The organism is Stenotrophomonas sp. ASS1 (genome assembly GCF_004346925.1).
In the GTDB taxonomy this organism is placed as follows: Bacteria; Pseudomonadota; Gammaproteobacteria; order Xanthomonadales; family Xanthomonadaceae; genus Stenotrophomonas; species Stenotrophomonas maltophilia_A.
On the sequence record NZ_CP031167.1, the window covers coordinates 2007513 to 2026216 of the forward strand.

15 protein-coding genes and 1 pseudogene are annotated in these 18704 nt (G+C 66.1%); 9 read left to right on the forward strand and 7 right to left on the reverse strand.

The annotated features are described in order from the left end of the window. Nucleotides 1-14 precede the first annotated feature (14 nt). The 5 genes from MG068_RS09540 (at nt 15) to MG068_RS09560 (ending at nt 7374) form a co-directional block, all read left to right on the forward strand. Complete coding sequence (locus MG068_RS09540) at nt 15-1064, forward strand: LacI family DNA-binding transcriptional regulator (RefSeq protein WP_049424705.1); 1050 nt, start codon at nt 15-17, stop codon at nt 1062-1064. Nucleotides 1065-1124: 60 nt separating this feature from the next. Next, nucleotides 1125-2438: an L-fucose:H+ symporter permease gene (fucP, locus tag MG068_RS09545; RefSeq protein ID WP_071228226.1), complete on the forward strand. Its 1314-nt coding sequence runs from the start codon at nt 1125-1127 to the stop codon at nt 2436-2438. A gap of 7 nt (nt 2439-2445) precedes the next feature. Further along, complete coding sequence (locus MG068_RS09550) at nt 2446-3441, forward strand: carbohydrate kinase family protein (protein ID WP_071228227.1); 996 nt, start codon at nt 2446-2448, stop codon at nt 3439-3441. After that, nucleotides 3438-4664, forward strand: coding sequence for an AGE family epimerase/isomerase (locus MG068_RS09555; protein ID WP_049398497.1), 1227 nt, complete (start codon nt 3438-3440; stop codon nt 4662-4664). Before MG068_RS09550 ends, MG068_RS09555 begins: the two co-directional genes overlap by 4 nt. A gap of 91 nt (nt 4665-4755) precedes the next feature. Beyond that, nucleotides 4756-7374 (forward strand): beta-mannosidase, encoded by a 2619-nt coding sequence (locus MG068_RS09560; protein ID WP_132810015.1) that lies wholly within the window; start codon nt 4756-4758, stop codon nt 7372-7374. A gap of 128 nt (nt 7375-7502) precedes the next feature. On the opposite strand, the pseudogene MG068_RS09565 reads toward MG068_RS09560, so the two are convergent. The 4 genes and pseudogenes from MG068_RS09565 to MG068_RS09580 form a co-directional block, all read right to left on the reverse strand. Beyond that, nucleotides 7503-7640 (reverse strand): annotated as a pseudogene (locus MG068_RS09565) (acireductone synthase); the annotation flags it as partial. A gap of 120 nt (nt 7641-7760) precedes the next feature. Then, the gene (gene mtnC, locus MG068_RS09570) at nt 7761-8456 is read right to left on the reverse strand and encodes an acireductone synthase (RefSeq protein WP_132810016.1); all 696 of its coding nucleotides are present in this window, start codon (nt 8454-8456) and stop codon (nt 7761-7763) included. Between the two features lie 3 nt (nt 8457-8459). Beyond that, nucleotides 8460-9017, reverse strand: a complete 558-nt coding sequence (locus MG068_RS09575; protein ID WP_094001930.1) for a 1,2-dihydroxy-3-keto-5-methylthiopentene dioxygenase — start codon at nt 9015-9017, stop codon at nt 8460-8462. Between the two features lie 92 nt (nt 9018-9109). Then, nucleotides 9110-9751 carry a methylthioribulose 1-phosphate dehydratase gene (locus MG068_RS09580; RefSeq protein WP_071228231.1) on the reverse strand — a complete coding sequence of 214 codons (642 nt, stop codon included), beginning with the start codon at nt 9749-9751 and terminating at the stop codon, nt 9110-9112. Nucleotides 9752-9917: 166 nt separating this feature from the next. Between MG068_RS09580 and MG068_RS09585 the strand changes: the two genes are divergently transcribed. Beyond that, a protein-coding gene (locus MG068_RS09585; RefSeq protein WP_132809301.1) for an IS3-like element ISStma2 family transposase occupies nt 9918-11269 on the forward strand; the annotation gives its coding sequence in 2 pieces (ribosomal slippage) (nt 9918-10365 and nt 10365-11269; 1353 coding nt in all). Nucleotides 11270-11727: 458 nt separating this feature from the next. Here MG068_RS09585 and MG068_RS09590 read toward each other — a convergent pair. After that, entirely contained in the window at nt 11728-13155 is a 1428-nt protein-coding gene (locus MG068_RS09590; RefSeq protein ID WP_010482555.1) for an amino acid permease, read from the reverse strand. Nucleotides 13156-13237: 82 nt separating this feature from the next. Continuing rightward, complete coding sequence (locus tag MG068_RS09595) at nt 13238-14713, reverse strand: amino acid permease (protein WP_132810017.1); 1476 nt, start codon at nt 14711-14713, stop codon at nt 13238-13240. 133 nt (nt 14714-14846) lie between these two features. On the opposite strand from MG068_RS09595, the gene MG068_RS09600 reads away from it, so the two are divergent. Continuing rightward, the gene (locus MG068_RS09600) at nt 14847-15461 is read left to right on the forward strand and encodes an NUDIX hydrolase (RefSeq protein WP_132810018.1); all 615 of its coding nucleotides are present in this window, start codon (nt 14847-14849) and stop codon (nt 15459-15461) included. Nucleotides 15462-15539: 78 nt separating this feature from the next. Here the strand turns inward: MG068_RS09600 and serA are convergent, their stop codons facing one another. Continuing rightward, nucleotides 15540-16781: a phosphoglycerate dehydrogenase gene (gene serA, locus MG068_RS09605; protein WP_014037034.1), complete on the reverse strand. Its 1242-nt coding sequence runs from the start codon at nt 16779-16781 to the stop codon at nt 15540-15542. Nucleotides 16782-16950: 169 nt separating this feature from the next. Here serA and MG068_RS09610 point away from each other — a divergent pair, with 169 nt between their 5' ends. Continuing rightward, entirely contained in the window at nt 16951-18339 is a 1389-nt protein-coding gene (locus MG068_RS09610; protein WP_132810019.1) for an FAD-binding oxidoreductase, read from the forward strand. A 62-nt stretch (nt 18340-18401) separates the two neighbouring features. Then, nucleotides 18402-18701, forward strand: coding sequence for a DUF2388 domain-containing protein (locus MG068_RS09615; protein WP_132810020.1), 300 nt, complete (start codon nt 18402-18404; stop codon nt 18699-18701). Nucleotides 18702-18704: the final 3 nt, after the last annotated feature.

The window sequence follows — 18704 nt, forward strand, 5'->3', positions numbered from 1 at the left end:
AGTCCGGGAAGACGATGAACGACAACGGCAGCAGTCCCAGCAAGCGCGCCGGCAAGGCGGTGACGGTGACCGACATCGCGCGTGCCATCGGCGTGTCACGGGCAACCGTATCGCTGGTGCTGCGCGGCAGCCCGCTGGTCAACGTCGATACCCGCGCCAAGGTCGAGGCCGAGCTGCGTCGCCAGCGCTATGTCTACAACCGCGCGGCGGCCAACCTGCGCCGGCGGACCTCGTCGAGCATCGCGCTGGTGATCAACGATCTGTCCAACCCGTTCTTCGCCGAATTCGCGTCCGGCGTGGATGAGGCGCTGGGCGGACGCGGTTACGTGACCCTGCTCGGCAGTACCGGTGAATCGCCGGAGCGGCAGCAGGCGGTGCTGTCCACGCTGATGGAGCACACCCCGGCCGGCCTGATCCTGTCGCCGGCCGAGGGCAGCGATACCGCGCTGCTGCGGCAGGCACTGGGTGCCAATGCCAACGTGCTGCTGTTCAACCGCGAGCTGGACGGGGCCGACTGGGATTTCCTGACCCTGGACAACCAGCACGGCGCCTATCTGGCCACGCGCCACCTGATCGAACGCGGCCATCGCCAGATCGCCTTCTTTGGCGGCCACGCTGCATCGAGCTCGTGCCACCAGCGCCGTGCCGGTTTCCAGCAGGCGCTGGCCGAGGCCGGTCTGTCGCTGCCGCCGGGCTGGATGATCGAGTCGGCGCCGAACCGCCTGGAAGCTGCGGCGCGCACCGATGAGCTGTTTGCCGACGGCCATCGGCCGAGTGCAGCAGTCTGCTACAACGACACCGTCGCGCTGGGCTTGATGCTGGGCTTGAATTCGCGTGGCATCCGTCCGGGCGGTGACTTTGCCGTTACCGGTTTCGATGATATTTCCGAGGCGTCGGTCGCGGTGCCGCCGTTGACTACGCTCACTGCCGATCCGCGCGAGCGGGGCCGGCAAGCTGCCGCGCTGTTGCTGCAACGACTGGACGAGCCGGATGCGCCGCCACGGCGCACGGTCGCGCCGGTGCAGCTGCGCATCCGCGAAAGCAGTGCCGCACGACCGAACTGATTCCTTCCATACACCCCTTCCACGCAACAACGACCTTCCGCGCATCGAGGCGCGTACCGCATGCCGATCTCCGCAACGCCCCGTCCATCGGGTTCTTCGGGCAACGCACCCGCCGTTACCAACGGCAAGGCGCTGGCTGTCGTCACCACGATCTTCTTCATGTGGGGCTTCCTGACCTGCCTCAATGACATCCTGATCCCGCACCTGAAGGCGGTGTTCGAGCTGAACTACGCCAAGGCGATGCTGGTGCAGTTCACCTTCTTCGGCACCTATTTCCTGATGTCGCTGCCGGCGGGTCGGCTGGTGGCGGCGCTGGGTTACAAGAAGGGCATCGTGGCCGGCCTGGTGATCGCCGGCATCGGCGCGCTGGGCTTCTGGCCGGCGGCCGAGCTGCGCGTGTATGGCGCGTTCCTCGGCGCACTGTTCGTGCTGGCCACCGGCATCACCGTGCTGCAGGTCGCTGCCAACCCCTACGTTGCGCTGCTGGGCCCGGAGCAGACCAGCTCCAGCCGCCTGACCCTGGCGCAGGCGCTGAACTCGCTGGGCACGGCCATTGCGCCGATCTTCGGCGGCATGCTGATCCTGTCCAACACGGTCAAGAGTGCCGATGACATCGCGGCGCTGCCGGCCGCCGAGCAGCTGGCCTACCGTGCCGCCGAGGCGCAGGCCGTGCAGGGCCCCTACGTGGGCCTGGCGGTGGCGCTGGTGCTGCTGGCGCTGTTCGTGTTCCTGTTCCGCCTGCCGGCGCTGAGTGATGCCACCGAGCAGGCCGACCAGGGCCACCATCACAGCTACCTGGATGCGCTGCGCAAGCGCCACCTGCTGCTGGGCGTGCTGGGCATCTTCTTCTACGTCGGCGCCGAAGTGTCGATCGGCAGCTTCCTGGTCAACTACCTGTCGATGCCGAACATCGGCGGCTTCAGCGAGCAGCAGGCCACGCATTACGTGTCGGCCTACTGGACGATGGCGATGATCGGCCGCTTCGCCGGTTCGGCGCTGCTGGCGCGCTTCTCGCCCAGCCGTCTGCTGGCGATCTTCGCGCTGGTCAATGTGGGGCTGCTGGTCACGACCATGCTGAGCTCCGGCAACGTCGCGCTGTATTCGGTGGTGGCGATCGGCCTGTTCAACTCGATCATGTTCCCGACCATCTTCGCGCTGAGCATCGAGCGCCTGGGCCCGCTGACCAACAAGGGGTCCAGCCTGCTGATCATGGCCATCGTCGGCGGTGCCGTGGTGCCGTACCTGCAGGGCGTGCTGGCCGACCACATCGGTGTGCAGGCCAGCTTCATCCTGCCGTTGCTGTGCTACGGCTACATCATTTTCTACGGACTGGTCGGTGCGCGTACGCCGGCCTCCGCAACGCAGGGAGGCTGAGTCCGGAATGGGTGCCATCGTTTGCTTCGGCGAAATTTTGATCGATCTACTAGCGCAGCCGCCGGCCTCGGCCGATACCCCGCGCGCGTTCCTGCAGTACGCCGGCGGTGCGCCGGCCAACGTCGCGGTGGCGGCTGCGCGGCTGGGGGCGAAGACCCAGTTCGTCGGCATGCTTGGCCGCGACATGTTCGGTGACTTCCTGGCCGACAGTCTGGTCCAGCACGGCGTGGGCACGGATTACATCGTGCGCACCGACGCCGCCAAGACTGCGCTGGCCTTCGTCGCGCTGGATGCCAGTGGCGAGCGCAGCTTCAGTTTCTACCGCCCGCCGGCGGCTGACCTGCTGTTCCGTGACAGTGACTTCCAGGCGGAGTGCCTCGACAGCGCGCAGTGCTTCCACGTCTGTTCCAACAGCCTGACCGAGCCGGCCATCGCCGAGGCGACCTTCGCCGGCATGGATCGTGCGCGCGCGGCCGGTGCGGTGGTCAGCCTCGATCTGAATCTGCGCCCGGCACTGTGGCCCGTCGACGTCGATCCGACGCCGCGCCTGTGGCAGGCGCTGGAGCGCGCCGACCTGGTCAAGCTGTCGCGCGAGGAACTGGATTACCTGGCCGCACCGCTGGGCGCCGATGGCGAGGCGGTGGTGCTGCGGCGCCTGCTGGCCGCGCAGGCGCGCTGGGTGATCGTCACCGATGGCGCGGCCACGCTGCAGTGGTACACCCGCGACAACCACGGCACGGTGACCAGTTTCCGCGTGGCCACGGTCGACACCACGGCCGCCGGCGATGCCTTCGTCGGTGGCGTGCTGGTGGGCCTGCTGGAGCGGGGTGGGGCGGGTGCTGGTTTCGCCGCGTTCTGCCAGGACCCGGAGGCGATCACCGCCACGCTGCGCTTCGGCGCCGCCGTGGGTGCGCTGGCTGTTACCCGCAAGGGCGCGTTCGCCGCGATGCCCTCGCTCGATGAAGTGCAGCAGCTGCTGCAGGCCCAGGACATTACCGCATGAGCACCTCGCCCGATTTCCGTTCGCCCGCGTTCCTGCGCGCGCATATCGCCGACACGATGGCGTTCTACCACCCGCGCTGCATCGATCCGGACGGCGGTTTCTTCCACTACTTCCGTGATGACGGCAGCATCTACGATGCCAGCCACCGCCACCTGGTGAGCAGCACCCGCTTCGTCTTCAACTATGCGATGGCCTACCGCGAGTTCGGCAATGCCGAATACCGGGAGGCTGTCGAGCATGGCGTGCGCTATCTGCGCGAGGTGCACCGCAACCCGGCCACCGGCGGTTATGCCTGGACCCTGCGCGACGGCAAGGTCGAGGATGACATGAACCACTGCTACGGCGTGGCCTTCGTGCTGCTGGCCTACAGCTGCGCACTGAAGGCCGGCATCGAGCAGGCCCGCGACTGGATGGACGAGACCTGGCAGCTGCTGGAAGCACGCTTCTGGGAGCCGCAGCATGGCCTGTATAAAGACGAAGCCGATGGCCAGTGGAACTTCACCGGCTACCGCGGCCAGAATGCCAACATGCACATGTGCGAAGCGATGCTGGCCGCGTTCGAGGCCAGTGGCGAGCAGCGCTATGTCGAGCGCGCGCTGCAGCTGGCCGACAACATGACCCGCCGCCAGGCCGCCAAGGCCGGTGGCCTGGTCTGGGAACATTACGATGTGAACTGGGAAATCGACTGGGACTACAACCTGGACGATCCCAAGCACCTGTTCCGCCCGTGGGGCTTCCAGCCGGGGCATCAGACCGAGTGGGCCAAACTGCTGCTGATCCTCGATCGCCACGTGCAGGCCGACTGGCTGGTGCCGACCGCGCAGCATCTGTTCGACGTCGCCGTCGCACGCAGTTGGGACGACACCCGTGGTGGCCTGTACTACGGCTTCGCACCGGAATCGCGCCGGCAGCCCGGTATGGACGGCGCCCCGATCGGCGGCGACAGCTTCGTCTGCGACGACGACAAGTATTTCTGGGTGCAGGCCGAAACGCTGGCGACCGCCGCGCTGATGGCCAAGCGTACCGGCGATGACCGCTACTGGCAGTGGTACGAACGCATCTGGGCGTATTCGTGGGAGCACTTCGTCGACCACCAGTACGGTGCATGGTTCCGCATTCTCGATGCCGACAACCGCAAGTACAGCGACGAGAAAAGCCCTGCCGGCAAGGTGGATTACCACACCATGGGCGCGTGCTACGAAGTGTTGAACGTCGTGCGTTGAAGATCGTTCGAATGCAGTAGTGCCAGGCCATGCCTGGCAATCCGAAATCGGTAGCGCCGGGTCACGCCCGGCGGAAAAACAGGAGCACCACGTGCATCGCATTTCCCTCGTTGTCCGTCTGCTCCTGCTGCTGATCGCAGCGTCCGCTTTCCCGGCAACTGCGGCGCCTCTGCAGGCACAGTGGGAGTTCCGCATGCTGCCCGGCGACGCCGAGGGTGCAGCCCACCCAGGCCTGCAGCAATGGCGGGCGGCGAAGGTGCCGGGCAGCATACACACCGACCTGCTGGCGCATGGGCTGATCCGCGATCCCTATGTCGGTGCACCCGAGGCCGAGCTGCAATGGATCGGCCTGGCTGCCTGGGAGTACCGCGCCCGCTTTGACGTGGATGCGGCGACGCTGGCCAAGCCCAATGCCGAGCTGCGCTTCGACGGGCTGGATACCTATGCCGAAGTCAGCCTCAACGGCAGGCCGCTGCTGAGCGCGGACAACGCGCACCGCACCTGGCGTGCGCGCGTGGACGGGCGCCTGCGCGCGAACGGCAATGAACTGCAGATCGTGTTCCGTTCACCAATCCGCACGCTGTTGCCGGGTGTGCAGGCGATGCCGCACAAGATCGCCGGCAACTATCCTTCGCCCTATGGCGATGAGCCCAAGGACGCGATGGTCGGCAACTTCGCGCGCAAGCCGGCCTATCACTTCGGCTGGGACTGGGGCCCGCGCTATGTCACCGCCGGGGTCTGGCGCGGGGTCGACCTGCAGGCCTGGGATGCGCACCGCCTGACCGATCTTGCCGTGCGTACCGATGCATTGAGCGCGGAGCAGGCGAAGCTGGCCGTGCTGCTGGAGATGGAGCAGGGCGCGGCGGCCGGTTCTGCGGTGGTGAATGTCGATGTGCGCGATCCGCAGGGTCGCATCGTGGCCCAGGTGCAGCGCACGGTGCTGCTGAAGCCCGGCCAGAACGCCGTCGAAGTACCGGTCGAACTGGTCAAGCCGCAGCGCTGGTGGCCGGTCGGCCACGGTGCACAGGACCGCTACACCGTGCAGGCCCGCCTGGACGGTGGCGCCGATGCAGCGCTGGTGCGCGAGCAGCGCATCGGCCTGCGCACGGTTGAACTGCGCCGCGAGCAAGACGGCAAGGGCGGGCAGGGCTTCGCTTTCGTCATCAACGGCGTGGAGATCTTCGCAAAGGGCGCCAACGTCATTCCGTTCGATACCTTCCCCGCACGGGTCGACGCCGCGCGCCTGCGCCAGGTGCTGACCGCCGCACGCGACGCCAACATGAACATGCTGCGCAACTGGGGGGGCGGCTACTACGAGGACGATGCCTTCTTCGACATCGCCGACGAACTGGGCCTGCTGGTCTGGCAGGACTTCATGTTCGGTGGTGGCATGCAGCCGGGCTACGATCCGGCCTTCCGTGCCAGCGTGGTGGCCGAGGCACGCGACAATGTGCGCCGGCTGCGCCATCACCCCAGCATCGTGCTGTGGTGTGGCAACAACGAGGAAGAAACCGCCTGGAAGGACTGGGGCCACGGCCGCGACCTGAAGGCGGCCGACCCGGCGTTTGCCGAGAAGGTCTGGCAGGGCTATGTCGACCTGTTCGGCAATGACCTGCGCCAGGTAGTGGGTGAGGAGGGGCTAGGCGTGCCGTACTGGTCCAGCTCGCCCAGTAACGACCTGGACGAAAAGGCGAACGACTCGACCCGTGGCGACAAGCACTACTGGCAGGTCTGGGGCAATCCGGCGCTGCCGGTGCAGGCTTACCTGCGCGAGACGCCGCGCTTCATGTCCGAGTACGGCCTGCAGGCATGGCCGTCGGTGGCCACCGTGGACCAGATTGCCACCCGCGCCGAGCAGCGCATCGACAGCCCGGTGATCCGCGCGCACCAGAAATTCATGGCCGGCGAGGGCAACAGCCGCCTGCTGCACTACATCGAACTGGGCTACGGCACGCCGAAGGACTTCGAGGACTTCGTCTACCTCAGCCAGGTGATGCAGGCCGATGGCATCGCGCTGGCCGCGCTGCACCATCGCGCCTCGCGGCCGTACACGATGGGCTCGCTGTACTGGCAGCTCAACGACGTCTGGCCGGGTGCTTCATGGTCCAGCGTGGACTACTTCGGTCGCTGGAAGGCGCTGCACTACGCCGCGCGGCGCTTCTTCGCGCCGGTGGCGGTGGCGGCGCTGCGCGACGAGGGCAGCACGCGGGTGCGCCTGATCAACGACGGTGCCGCACTGGATGCACGCTGGCGGCTGCGGGTGATGGACGTGGAAGGGAAGGTGCTGCGCCGTCGCGAGGAAGCGGTGACGCTGGCGGCGGCCGGTGTCACCTCGATCGGTGATTTCCGCGATGCCGAATTGTTGGCCGGTGCCGACCCGAAGCGCACGGTGGCCGTGTTCGAACTGCTGCAGAACGGGGCGGTGAGTGCCCGCCAGGTGGTCGGCTTCGTCGAGGCCAAGGATCAGATCCTGCCGCGGCAGAAGCTCAAGGCCAGCCTGTCCATTGAAGGCGACCACTACCGTCTGCGATTGGAAAGCGCGGCCTACATGCGTTCGGCGTGGATCGACTTCGGTGCATTGGACGTGCAGGTGGAAGACAACCTGCTGGATCTGCTGCCGGGCGAAACCCGCGACATCGCAGTGCGTGGCCCGGTGGATCTGACGACGCTGCGCGAAGCGCTGAAGGTAAAAACCCTCAACGATCGTTGAGGGCGGCGCATCCTGTTTTGGTAGGTGCCAACCTTGGTTGGCACACCCCGAACATGCCAACCAAGGTTGGCATCTACCAGAAGCGGAGACGGGTAGGTGCGGACCGTTGGTCCGCACACATCTCTTCTTTACAGCTGGATCTGCTGAAAATTCTCGACGCGCTCATGGCCGTTGGCGGCCTGGCCGGTGCGCGGCAGCGGGTAGTCACCCAGGCGATCAATCAGGCGGGTCTGCAGGCCGGCTTCGCGGGCAGCATCCAGCTCTTCTCCGCCGCTTTGGTAGGTGTCAACCTTGGTTGACACATCGGTCGTATGCCAACCAAGGTTGGCATCTACCAAGAACGGTACCCGGTAGCCGATGCCGCAGAGCCCATCGGCGGGCCGCGTTTAGAGCTGGATCTGCTGGAAATTCTCGACCCGCTCATGGCTGTTGGCGGCCTGGCCGGTGCGCGGCAGCGGGTAGTCATCCAGGCGATCAATCAGGCGGGTCTGCAGGCCGGCTTCGCGGGCAGCATCCAGCTCTTCCACCACATCGGACAGGAACAGGATCTCGCCGGCCGGCACGCCAATGGCCTGCACGATGCGGCGGTAGCTGTCGGCCTCGCGCTTGCCGCCGACTTCGGTGTCGAACCAGCCCGACACCAACGGGCTGAGGTCACCGGCGTCGCTGAAGCCGAAGAACAGCTTCTGCGCCGGCACCGAGCCGGAGGAGTACACGTACAGCGGCAGGCCGGTGGCGTGCCAGCCCTTCAGCACCGGCGCCACTTCCGGGTAGAAGTGCGCGGTGTAGTCGCCGCGGCGGTAGCCTTCGTCCCAGATCAGGCCCTGCAGCGCCTTCAGTGCGGTGTGCTTGCGGTCCTGGTCGATCCAGCCCTGCAGCGTCTCGGCCACCAGGCTGTCCTGGCAGGCGCCGCCGATCTCGGTGGCCACCGCATCCAGCCAGCGGCGGACTTCCGGCTGTTGGCCGTGCTCGGCGACGAACGCGGGCAGCGCCTTGCGGGCATAGGGGAACAGCACGTTCTTGACGAACGAGATGCTGCTGGTGGTGCCTTCGATGTCGGTCAGGATGACGCGGGGCTGCATGGATCAGGACGCCTGGGTGGGTACGTAACGGGGGAACTTCTGCGCGATGTCGGTGCCGGTGAAGTGACCGACCCAGCCATCCGGCTCGGTGAAGAAGCGGATCGCCACGAAGCTGGGCTCGTCGCCCATGTCGAACCAGTGGGTGGTGCCGTCGGGCACGGCGATCAGGTCGTCCTTCACGCATTCGATCTCATAGACCTTGTCACCCACGTGCAGGGTGAACAGGCCGGAGCCTGCGACGAAGAAGCGCACCTCGTCTTCCTTGTGGAAGTGTTCGTCGAGGAACTTCTTGCGCAGCTCGGCGCGGTTTGGGTTGTCCGGGGCGATCGAGGCCACGTCCACACTCTTGAAGCCGCGTTCGGCTACCAGGCGGTCGATGTCCGCGCGGTAGGCGGCGAATACTTCATCCTGGCTGGCGCCGGGCGCAACCGGCGCGGTGGCCTGCCAGCGTTCGAAGGTGACGCCGATCTTCTGCAGTTCGGCAGCGATGACCGCGCCGTCCTGGGTATCCAGTAGCGGCGATTCGGGGCGGGTGTCGTCGTAGATGCGCAGTCGGCTCATGGCGGCGGCTTGAACGTCTCGGGGGGAAGACAGGGTAGCAGGGTGGGCGCGAGGTGCAGATTCCGGATCGGCATCTGCACCTGCGTGCCGGTTCAGCCGCGCAGTTTGCGCAGTTCCAGTTCGCAGTGGAACAGGAATTCGAAGGCTTCCAGGTGGCGGCGTGCCTCGGCCATGTCGCGGCCCCAGGCATACAGGCCGTGGCCGTCGATCAGGTAGCCCCACAGGTTCTGCCGGTCGAGCAGGTCATCGACCTGCTTCGAAAGCACGTTCATGTCCTGGGTGTTGGCGAACACCGGCACGTCGATGGCCATCTCGTGGGTGCTGTTGCCGGCGAAGGCCTTCAGCAGCTCGTAGCCTTCCAGGCGGATGTGGCCCTGCGGCGCGTACAGGCGCGAGGCGACGGTCTGCACCGGCGAGTGGGTGTGCAGCACGCAGCCGATTTCCGGGAAACGGCGGTACAGATGGGTGTGCAGCAGGGTCTCGGCGGACGGGCGCAGCGGGCGGCCGACGGCCAGGCCGTCGAAGTCCACCACCATGATGTCGTCCTCGATCAGGCGGCCCTTGTCCTTGCCGGAGACGGTGATCGCGGCGTGGCGGTCGTCCAGGCGGTGGGAGAAGTTGCTGCTGGTGGCCGGGGTCCAGCCGGCGTGGGCCAGTTCGCGGACGTTGTCGATCAGCAGCTGGGCCAGTTCGCTCAGGCGCGCGGTGTCGTACGGGAAGGTGGGGGCGTTCATGTCGGCGATTTTACTGGATTCGGCCAACGGCTGAGCCGCTCGTGGCTGTCTCGCCGGGCTGGATTTCTTGCTTTGGCCGGGCGGGTGGGCTGTGCAGGGGACGCCGTGAACCCGTCCATGAAGTGACCCCCGGGAGTTGGACGCTAGATCCAACCCCGAGGGATACATGAACAAATACGACGCGCGTTTCAAACTGCAGGTCGCCAAAGAGGCCTGCAAGACCTCCACATCGGTCAAAGCCATTGCCCGTCGCCACGGCCTGGAGTTCTCCACGGTCAGGCGCTGGGTGGCGACCTATCGGCTGCATGGTTGGCGGGGATTTCATCGCCAGGCCCGGTCCTATGACCTCCCGTTCAAGCTGGCTGTCCTGGAGAAGATGAGCCAGGACGGCCTGTCCGGGCGCGAGGCCACCACCTACTTTCAAATTGGCGATGCCGGCGCGGTGGGGCGATGGCGGCGCCTGTATGCTCAAGGCGGTGCCCAAGCGTTGGCACCCCCTCCGCCGCCGCCCCGAAAGCCGATGAAGAAGACCCGTTCGTCCAAGCCGCCTGAAGATATGAGCCGCGATGAGCTGCTCAAGGAAGTCGCCTATCTGCGTGCGGAGACCGACTACCTAAAAAAACTCGATGCCTTGATCCGGGAAGAGCAGGCGGCGCAGGACGCAAAGCGCAAGCCGTCCAAGGATTGAGGCAGGTTCATACGCTGTCGCTTCTGCTCGAAGCAGCTGAGCTGTCACGCAGTACGTTCTATTACCAGAACCATGTCCTGGCCCATCCGGATCAGGATGAGGCAGCCCTGTGCGAGCGCATCCGTGCAATCTACGATCAAAGCCAAGGGCGCTATGGCTATCGCACGGTGACGCTGGAATTAGCCAATCAGGGTCATCGGACCAATCACAAGCGGGTTCAGCGCCTGATGGGGGAGATGGGGCTGAAATCGCGGGTGCGTGTGAAGCGCTACCAGGCCTTCAAGGGGGCGGCCAATGTTGTGGTTGGCAATGACCTCAATCGCCAGTTCCATGCCGAGCGGCCCAACCAGAAGTGGGTGACTGACGTGACCGAGTTCAAGGTGCAGGGCATGAAGCTATACCTGTCGCCGATCATGGACCTCTACAACGGCGAAATCGTGGCTTATCAGATCAAGCGTCGGCCCGTATTTGATCTGGTGGGTCAAATGCTGGAGGAGGCCATCAAGAAGCTTTCCCCGGATGAGCGCCCCATGATCCACTCCGACCAGGGCTGGCAGTACCAGCATGAAAACTACCGGCACATGCTGGAAAAGCACTCGTTGAAGCAAAGCATGTCCCGGCGCGGCAACTGCCTGGACAATGCGGCGATGGAGAGCTTCTTTGGAACGCTGAAGTCGGAATTCTTCTACCTGAACAGCTTTGACAGCCTCGAGAGTCTGGAGGCTGGGCTGGTGGAATACATCCAGTACTACAACGAAGAACGCATCAAACTGAAACTGAAAGGTCTGAGCCCGGTAAAGTACCGGGAGCAGGCCCAATCGGCCGCCTGACCCCGTCCAAGTCTCGGGGGTCACTTCACCATGGGGGCTTGGCCGCGGCATCCATGCCGCGGACACCCCTGCACAGCCCACCCGCCCGGCCATGGACAGTTTCCGTGCGCGCCAGCCACGGAGTGAAGAAGGAAAAGCGAAAAGCGGGTCGCTTCGCTGCGCTTGCTCGGAGCGGAGCATGGCTCCGCTCTACAGAAACAGTCATTCCGGAACATTCGTTCAAGAGAACGTTTCATCCACGCATGGCGTGGATCCACCGGACGTGCCGGGAGAGTGTCAGGGGTGGGGAGGCATGGGTTCGCGGGGGTGTCCGCGGCATGGATGCCGCGGCCAAGCCTCCAAGGATGGATTCACGGCGTCCCCCGCGAACCCATGCCTCCCCGCCAAACCCTCAGCCCAGCTCTTGTCGTTGCTCCGGCTTCAAAGGCGGGTGCAGGGCCGCAGGCCCTGCAATCCCTCTACTTACCCCGCAGGCGGCTGTGCCTGAACCCGTAGCAGAAATAGATCACGAAGCCGACGAAGGTCCAGACACCCATCAGCATCCAGTTGTGCATCGTCATCGCCGACAGCAGCGCAAGGCAACTCAGCACGCCCAGGCTGCAGATCAGCCACGCCATCGGCATGCGGAACGGACGCGGCAGGTCCGGCTGGGTGCGGCGCAGGATCAGCACGCCCGCGCACACCGCCGCGAACGCGATCAGCGTGCCCATCGAGGTCAGCTCGCCCAGGATGTCCAGCGGGAACAGCGCCGCCAGCAGGGCGATGCCGATGCCGGTGATCACGGTGTTGATGTGCGGGGTGCGGTACTTCGGGTGGATCTTGGTGAACACCGGCGGCAGCAGGCCGTCGCGCCCCATGATCATGAAGATGCGCGGCTGGCCGATGATCATCACCAGCACCACCGAGGACAGGCCGACCAGCGCGCCGACCTCGACCACCCAGCGCAACCAGCCCAGCTGCGGATGCGCCGCCACGGCGGTCACCACCGGCTCATCGGTGCCCAGCAGCTGGAACGGCACCAGGCCGGTCATCACTGCGGCCATCGCGATGTACAGCACGGTGCAGATCACCAGCGACAGCATCATGCCGAACGGCATGTCGCGCTGCGGGTTCTTCGATTCCTGCGCCGCCACCGACACCGCCTCGAAACCGATGTAGGCGAAGAACACCATCGCCGCGCCACGCAGCACGCCTTCCATGCCGTACTTGCCGGGGCCTTCGTTGGCCGGAATGAACGGGGTCCAGTTGCTGGTGTCCACGTACTTCCAGCCGACCACGATGACCAGCAGGATCAGGCCGGTCTTCAGCACGACCATTGCCATGTTCATCGCCGAGGACTTGCTGATGCCGACGTAGCACAGCCAGGTCAGCAGCAGCACCAGTGCGGCGGCGGGCAGGTTGGCGATCGCGCCGGTCGGGCGCAGTTGCGCGTCGAGTGGCGCGCTGACCAGCGCCGCCGGTAGATGGATGTCGAACTGGCTGAGCAGGCTGAGGAAATAGCCGGTCCAGCTGACCGCGACCGCCGAGGCGGAGACGCCGTACTCGAGCACCAGCATCCAGCCGATGAACCAGGCGGAGAGCTCGCCGAAGGTGGCGTAGGTATAGGTGTAGGCGCTGCCGGAAACCGGCACCATCGAGGCGAATTCCGCGTAGGCCAGCGCGCAGAAGGCGCAGCAGATGGCGGCCAGCACGAACGACAGCATGATCGCCGGGCCGGCGTGGTTGGCGGCGGCCTGGCCGGTGATGACGAAGATGCCGCCGCCGATCACCGCGCCGATGCCCAGGGCGGTCAGGCCCCAGGGGCCGAGGTGGCGGCGCAGGCTCAGGCCGTTGGCGTCTTCATGGGCGGCATGCGGGTGCTTGGTGGCCCACAGTTGCTTGAACATGTGTGGTGGTCTTGTCGAAGCGCGCCATGACCGGCGCGCGGGGAAAACGGACGGGCCGGCGCAAGGCCGGCCCGTAGGCGGATCAGGGCGACTTGGCCAGCTTGCTGTTGCGGATGCCGTAGCCCAGGTAGATCAGCAGGCCGAGCAGCGTCCAGCCGACGAACAGGTGCCAGTGCACCACGAACGCCTGCCAGAACAGGAACAGGCAGGTCGCCGCGCCGAGCGGGCAGATGATCCACACCGCCGGCACGCGGAACGGGCGGTGGATGTCCGGCTTGGTATAGCGCAGCACCAGCACGCCGATGCAGACCGTGGCGAAGGCCAGCAGGGTGCCCATCGAGACCAGTTCGCCCAGCACGTTCAGCGGTACCAGGCCGGCCAGTGCGGCGGCGATCACGCCGACCACGATGGTGGCGACGTACGGGGTGCGGAAGCGGGCGTGGACCCTGCCGAAGAACTTCGGCAGCAGGCCATCGCGGGAGATGGTGTAGGCGATGCGGGTCTGGCCCATCATCATCACCAGCACCACCGAGGACAGGCCGGCGATGGCGCCGATTTCCACGAACGTCTTCAGCCACGACAGGGTCGGGTAGGGCTCCAGCGCGGTGGCCACCGGCTTGTCGGTGCCCAGCAGGTGGTACGGCATCATGCCGGTCAGCACCGCACAGACGATGATGTAGACGATGGTGCACACCGCCAGCGAGCCGAGCAGGCCGATCGGCATGTTGCGCTGTGGGTCCTTGGTTTCGCCGGCGGCGGTGGAGACCGCGTCGAAGCCGATGTAGGCGAAGAACACGATGGTGGCGGCGCGGAAGATGCCGCTCCAGCCGAACTCACCCGGCACGCCGGTGTTTTCCGGGATGAACGGCTGCCAGTTGGCCGGGTCGATATGGGCCGCGCCGATGCCGATGAACAGGCAGATGACGGTGACCTTGATCGCCACGATGATGGCGTTGACGAAGGCCGACTGGGTCACGCCCACGTACAGCAGGCCGGACACCGCCGCCACGATCAGCACCGCCGGCAGGTTGAACAGCTTGCCGGAGGAGACGAACTCGCTGCCGGTCCAGGCGATGGGCGCGGCGCTGAGCAGGTCCGGGAACGGCATGTGCAGGGTGGTGGTGATGAAGCTGATCAGGTACGCCGACCAGCCCACCGCGACCGAGGCCGAGGCGAACAGGTACTCCAGCACCAGGCACCAGCCGATGAACCAGGCCATGCCTTCGCCCAGGGTGGCGTAGGAGTACGAGTAGGCACTGCCGGAGACCGGCATCATCGCCGCGAACTCGGCGTAGCACAGGCCCGCCAGGGCACAGGCGAAACCGGCCAGCACGAACGAAAGCATCACCGCCGGGCCGGCATGGTTGGCCGCGGCCTGGCCGGTCAGCACGAAGATACCAGCGCCGATCACCGCACCCACGCCAAGCAGGATGAGGTGTTTAGCCGTGAGGGTCCGTTTCAACGTGGCTTCGCCGTCCAGGCTGCCTTCGATGGGTTCGCCAGCATCGACGTGCCCGGCCGGTTCAACCGGCTTGACCCTCAACAGAGCTTTCAGCATGCAGTACTTCCTAGTGATCGGATTGGGTGGGCCGCCGATACGTTGCCGGCAACCCTGGAATGGTGAAGGCCGCGCGAACGGCCCGCTGTACCTTAGCCAAAGCTGAAGCCAACGCACAAGCGCAATCGCAACAATGAACGGCGATAATGAGCAGTATTTTTCCAAACGCCGCCCATTCATGAGCCAGACCGCCGAAACCCTTGCCGTGCTTGACGATCGCCTGCGTGGCCTGCTGCGGGACTACGCCCGCCGCGAGCCCGCCCACGACGCATTGGCTGCCGAATTCGGCACATTGTTGGACGATCCGGAAGATCCGTTCCGGCGCGAGCGGCTGGCCGGCCACTTCACCGCCAGCTGCTGGCTGGTCAGTGCCGACGGCCAGCGCCTGCTGCTGACCCATCACCGCAAGCTGCAGCGCTGGCTGCAGCTGGGCGGCCACGCCGACGGTGACCGCGACCTGGCCCAGGTGGCACTGAAGGAAGCCGAAGAAGAATCGGGACTGAGCGGCCTGGTGTTGGAAGACCCGGCCATCTTCGATATCGACAAGCACTGGATTCCGGAGCGCAAGGAGGTGCCGGGCCACTGGCACTACGACGTACGTTTCGTGATCCGCGCGCTGGGCGGCGAAGCCTTCGTGCTCAGCGAGGAGTCACTCGACCTGGCCTGGCGGCCGGTGACCGAGGTCGCCGCCGATCCGGAATCTGACGAATCCATGCAGCGCATGGCCCGTCGCTGGCTGGCACGTTGAGGTAAAAGGGGACGGAGGGGATTAAGTCGTTTGCGGCACATGCGCCATAAACGACTTAATCCCCTCCGTCCCCTTTTTTCAGTACAGGATGCGCGTGCGCAGCGTGCCCGGAATCGCGGCCAGCTCGTCGCGCACGGCGGCGGCCTGTTCCTCGCTGGCGGTGATGTCGATCACCACGTAGCCCACCTTCGGGTCGGTGCGCAGGAACTGGCCGTCGATGTTGACGTTGTGGCGCGAGAAGATCTCGTTGACCTTGGACAGCACGCCCGGCACGTTCTGGTGGATGTGCAGCAGGCGCAGGCTGTCAGCGTGCTCGGGCAGGGTCACTTCCGGGAAATTGACCGCCGACAGGGTGCTGCCGTTGTCGCTGTAGCGCACCAGCTTGGCGGCCACTTCAACGCCGATGTTGTCCTGCGCCTCCAGCGTGCTGCCGCCCACGTGCGGGGTCAGGATCACATTGTCGTGGCGGGTCAGCGGCGATTCGAAGATATCGCCATTGCCCTTCGGTTCGACCGGGAACACGTCCAGCGCGGCGCCGCCGACGTGGCCGCTGGCCAGGGCCGCGTCCAGCGCATCGATGTCGACCACGGTGCCGCGCGCGGCATTGATCAGGTGCGCGCCCTTGCGCATCTTCGCCAGCTCGGTGCTGCCGATCATCCACTGCGTGGACGGGGTCTCCGGCACGTGCAGGGTGACGATGTCGGCGCGCGCCAGCAGGTCGTCCAGGCTGGCCGCCGCACGGGCATTGCCCAGTGCCAGCTTGGTTTCCACGTCGTGGAAGATCACCTGCATGCCCAGCGATTCGGCCAGCACGCCGACCTGGGTGCCGATGTGGCCGTAACCGATGATGCCCAGCGTCTTGCCGCGCACTTCATGGCTGCCGCTGGCCGACTTCGACCAGCCGCCGCGATGGCATTCGGCGTTCTTCTGCGGAATGCCGCGGGTCAGCATGATCGCCTCGGCGATCACCAGTTCGGCCACGCTGCGGGTGTTGGAGTACGGCGCGTTGAACACCGGGATGCCGGCCAGCTCGGCCGCGTCCAGGTCGACCTGGTTGGTGCCGATGCAGAAGCAGCCCACCGCGATCAGGCGCTTGGCCTCGGCCAGCACTTCGGCGCTGAGCTGGGTGCGCGAACGGATGCCGACGATGTGCGCCTCGGCGATGCGCGCCTTCAGTTCGTCCTCGGGCAGCGCCTTGGTGTGCGCTTCGATCTGGCTGTAGCCGGCGGCGCTGAACACCTCCACGGCGGTCTGGCTGACCCCCTCCAGCAACAGCACGCGGATATCCTGCTTCGGGAACGAGGTCTTCTTCGGCGACATGGGGCAACACGGCCAGTGGGACAGGGGCTGACCACTATGCCAGATCGTGCCGCCCATGGTGCAGTGCGCAATTGGTTGCATCCGTAGCTATCTGTACGGCTGCAGGGCTGGACGCTGGCGCGTGCCGCTGGCACGCTTGCCCGTTCTTCACGCACCGCGCTGGACCGTCATGACCGATTCCCGCATTGCCTCGCTGCAGCAGGCCTGTCCCGGCCTGAAGCTGAAGACCGATCCGTCCGACCTGGAGCATTACGGGCGCGACTGGACCCGGCGCTGGACGCCGGCGCCGCTGGCGATCGCACTGCCGGCCACGGTCGAGGAAGTGCAGGCGGTGATGCGCTGGAGCGCAGGCGAGGGCGTGGCCGTGGTGCCGTCCGGTGGCCGCACCGGCCTCTCGGGTGGCGCGGTGGCCGCCAACGGCGAGCTGGTGCTCAGCCTGGAACGGATGAACAAGGCGCTGGCCTACGACGCCGTCGATCGCACCCTGGTGGTGCAGGCCGGCATGCCGCTGGAGGCCGTGCACAACGCCGCGCTGGACCACGGCCTGATCTACCCGGTGGATTTCGCCGCGCGCGGGTCCTGCTCGATCGGCGGCAACATCGCCACCAATGCCGGCGGCATCCGCGTGATCCGCTACGGCAACACCCGCGAGTGGATCGCCGGCCTGAAGGTGGTCACGGCCGATGGCCAGCTGCTGGAACTCAACAAGGGGCTGATCAAGAACTCCAGCGGCTATGACTTCCGCCAGCTGCTGATCGGCTCGGAGGGCACGCTGGGCGTGATCGTCGAAGCCACGGTGAAACTGACCGACCCGCCGCCGGCCAGCAACGTGATGCTGCTGGCCGTACCCAGCTTCGAGGTGCTGATGCAGGTATTCGCCGCGTTCCGCGCGCGCCTGCAGCTGCAGGCCTTCGAATTCTTCACTGATCGCGCGCTGGAGCACGTGCTGGCGCATGGTGCGCAGGCACCGTTCGAAGAGGTGCACCCGTATTACGTGGTCACCGAGTTCGCCGCCAACGACGAAGCGCAGGAAGCGGCGGCGATGGCGGCCTTCGAGGACTGCATGGGCAACGGCTGGGTCAGCGACGGCGTGATCAGTGCCAGCGATGCCCAGGCTGCCCAGTTGTGGCGCCTGCGCGAAGGCATCACCGAATCGCTGGCGCGCTACAAGCCCTACAAGAACGACGTCTCGGTGCGAATCTCGGCGATGCCGGCGTTCCTGGCCGAGACCCAGGCATTGATCGGGCAGGCCTACCCGCACTTCGATGTGGTGTGGTTCGGCCACATCGGCGACGGCAATCTGCACATCAACGTGCTCAAGCCGGACGACACCAGTGACGCTGATTTCGTGGCGCAATGCGAGCACGTAACCAAGCTGCTGGCGCAGGTGCTGGCCCGCTTCGGCGGCAGCATCTCGGCCGAGCACGGCATCGGTCTGGTCAAGAAGGGCTACCTGGACAGCACCCGCGGCCCGGCCGAGATCGCCCTGATGAAGGCGGTCAAACGCGCGTTCGATCCCCAAGCGCGGCTGAACCCCGGCAAGCTGTTCGACGTTTGAGCCGGGCAAATCCTTCACGCACCCGTTACGCTCCACGCTTCCTAACAACCGGCTTCGAACCGATGACCCGTCCGCTTCTGCTGCTCGCCCTGCTGTCCCTGCCGCTGGTCGGCTTCGCTTCCAGCTTCGCCGGCACGTCGGCCGGTTCGGCCACGGGTGCTTCCTCCGGTTCCTCGGGCAGCAGCTCGGGTGACGACAAGGTGGTCCTGGCTGCACGCGACGATGCCGCTGCGTTCGTCGCCAGCGATGGCCAGATCCGTGGTGCCCGCCTGCAGGCCGCGCTGGTCCACCTGCGTGAGCAGAGCACTGCCGCGCAGCAGCAGAGCGACCTGGAACTGGCCCGCGCGCTGCTGGCGCGTTGATCC

Bases quoted from the DNA above. Each gene is read 5' to 3' on its own strand.
- MG068_RS09590 (WP_010482555.1), bottom strand. From the start codon at position 13,155: ATGTTCAAGCAACTGTGGGCCACCAAGCACCCGCATGCCGCCCATGAA.
- MG068_RS09555 (WP_049398497.1), top strand. From the start codon at position 3,438: ATGAGCACCTCGCCCGATTTCCGTTCGCCCGCGTTCCTGCGCGCGCAT.
- MG068_RS09610 (WP_132810019.1), top strand. From the start codon at position 16,951: ATGACCGATTCCCGCATTGCCTCGCTGCAGCAGGCCTGTCCCGGCCTG.
- MG068_RS09600 (WP_132810018.1), top strand. From the start codon at position 14,847: ATGAACGGCGATAATGAGCAGTATTTTTCCAAACGCCGCCCATTCATG.
- serA (WP_014037034.1), bottom strand. From the start codon at position 16,781: ATGTCGCCGAAGAAGACCTCGTTCCCGAAGCAGGATATCCGCGTGCTG.
- MG068_RS09615 (WP_132810020.1), top strand. From the start codon at position 18,402: ATGACCCGTCCGCTTCTGCTGCTCGCCCTGCTGTCCCTGCCGCTGGTC.
- MG068_RS09575 (WP_094001930.1), bottom strand. From the start codon at position 9,017: ATGAGCCGACTGCGCATCTACGACGACACCCGCCCCGAATCGCCGCTA.
- MG068_RS09540 (WP_049424705.1), top strand. From the start codon at position 15: ATGAACGACAACGGCAGCAGTCCCAGCAAGCGCGCCGGCAAGGCGGTG.
- mtnC (WP_132810016.1), bottom strand. From the start codon at position 8,456: ATGCAGCCCCGCGTCATCCTGACCGACATCGAAGGCACCACCAGCAGC.
- fucP (WP_071228226.1), top strand. From the start codon at position 1,125: ATGCCGATCTCCGCAACGCCCCGTCCATCGGGTTCTTCGGGCAACGCA.
- MG068_RS09595 (WP_132810017.1), bottom strand. From the start codon at position 14,713: ATGCTGAAAGCTCTGTTGAGGGTCAAGCCGGTTGAACCGGCCGGGCAC.
- MG068_RS09580 (WP_071228231.1), bottom strand. From the start codon at position 9,751: ATGAACGCCCCCACCTTCCCGTACGACACCGCGCGCCTGAGCGAACTG.
- MG068_RS09550 (WP_071228227.1), top strand. From the start codon at position 2,446: ATGGGTGCCATCGTTTGCTTCGGCGAAATTTTGATCGATCTACTAGCG.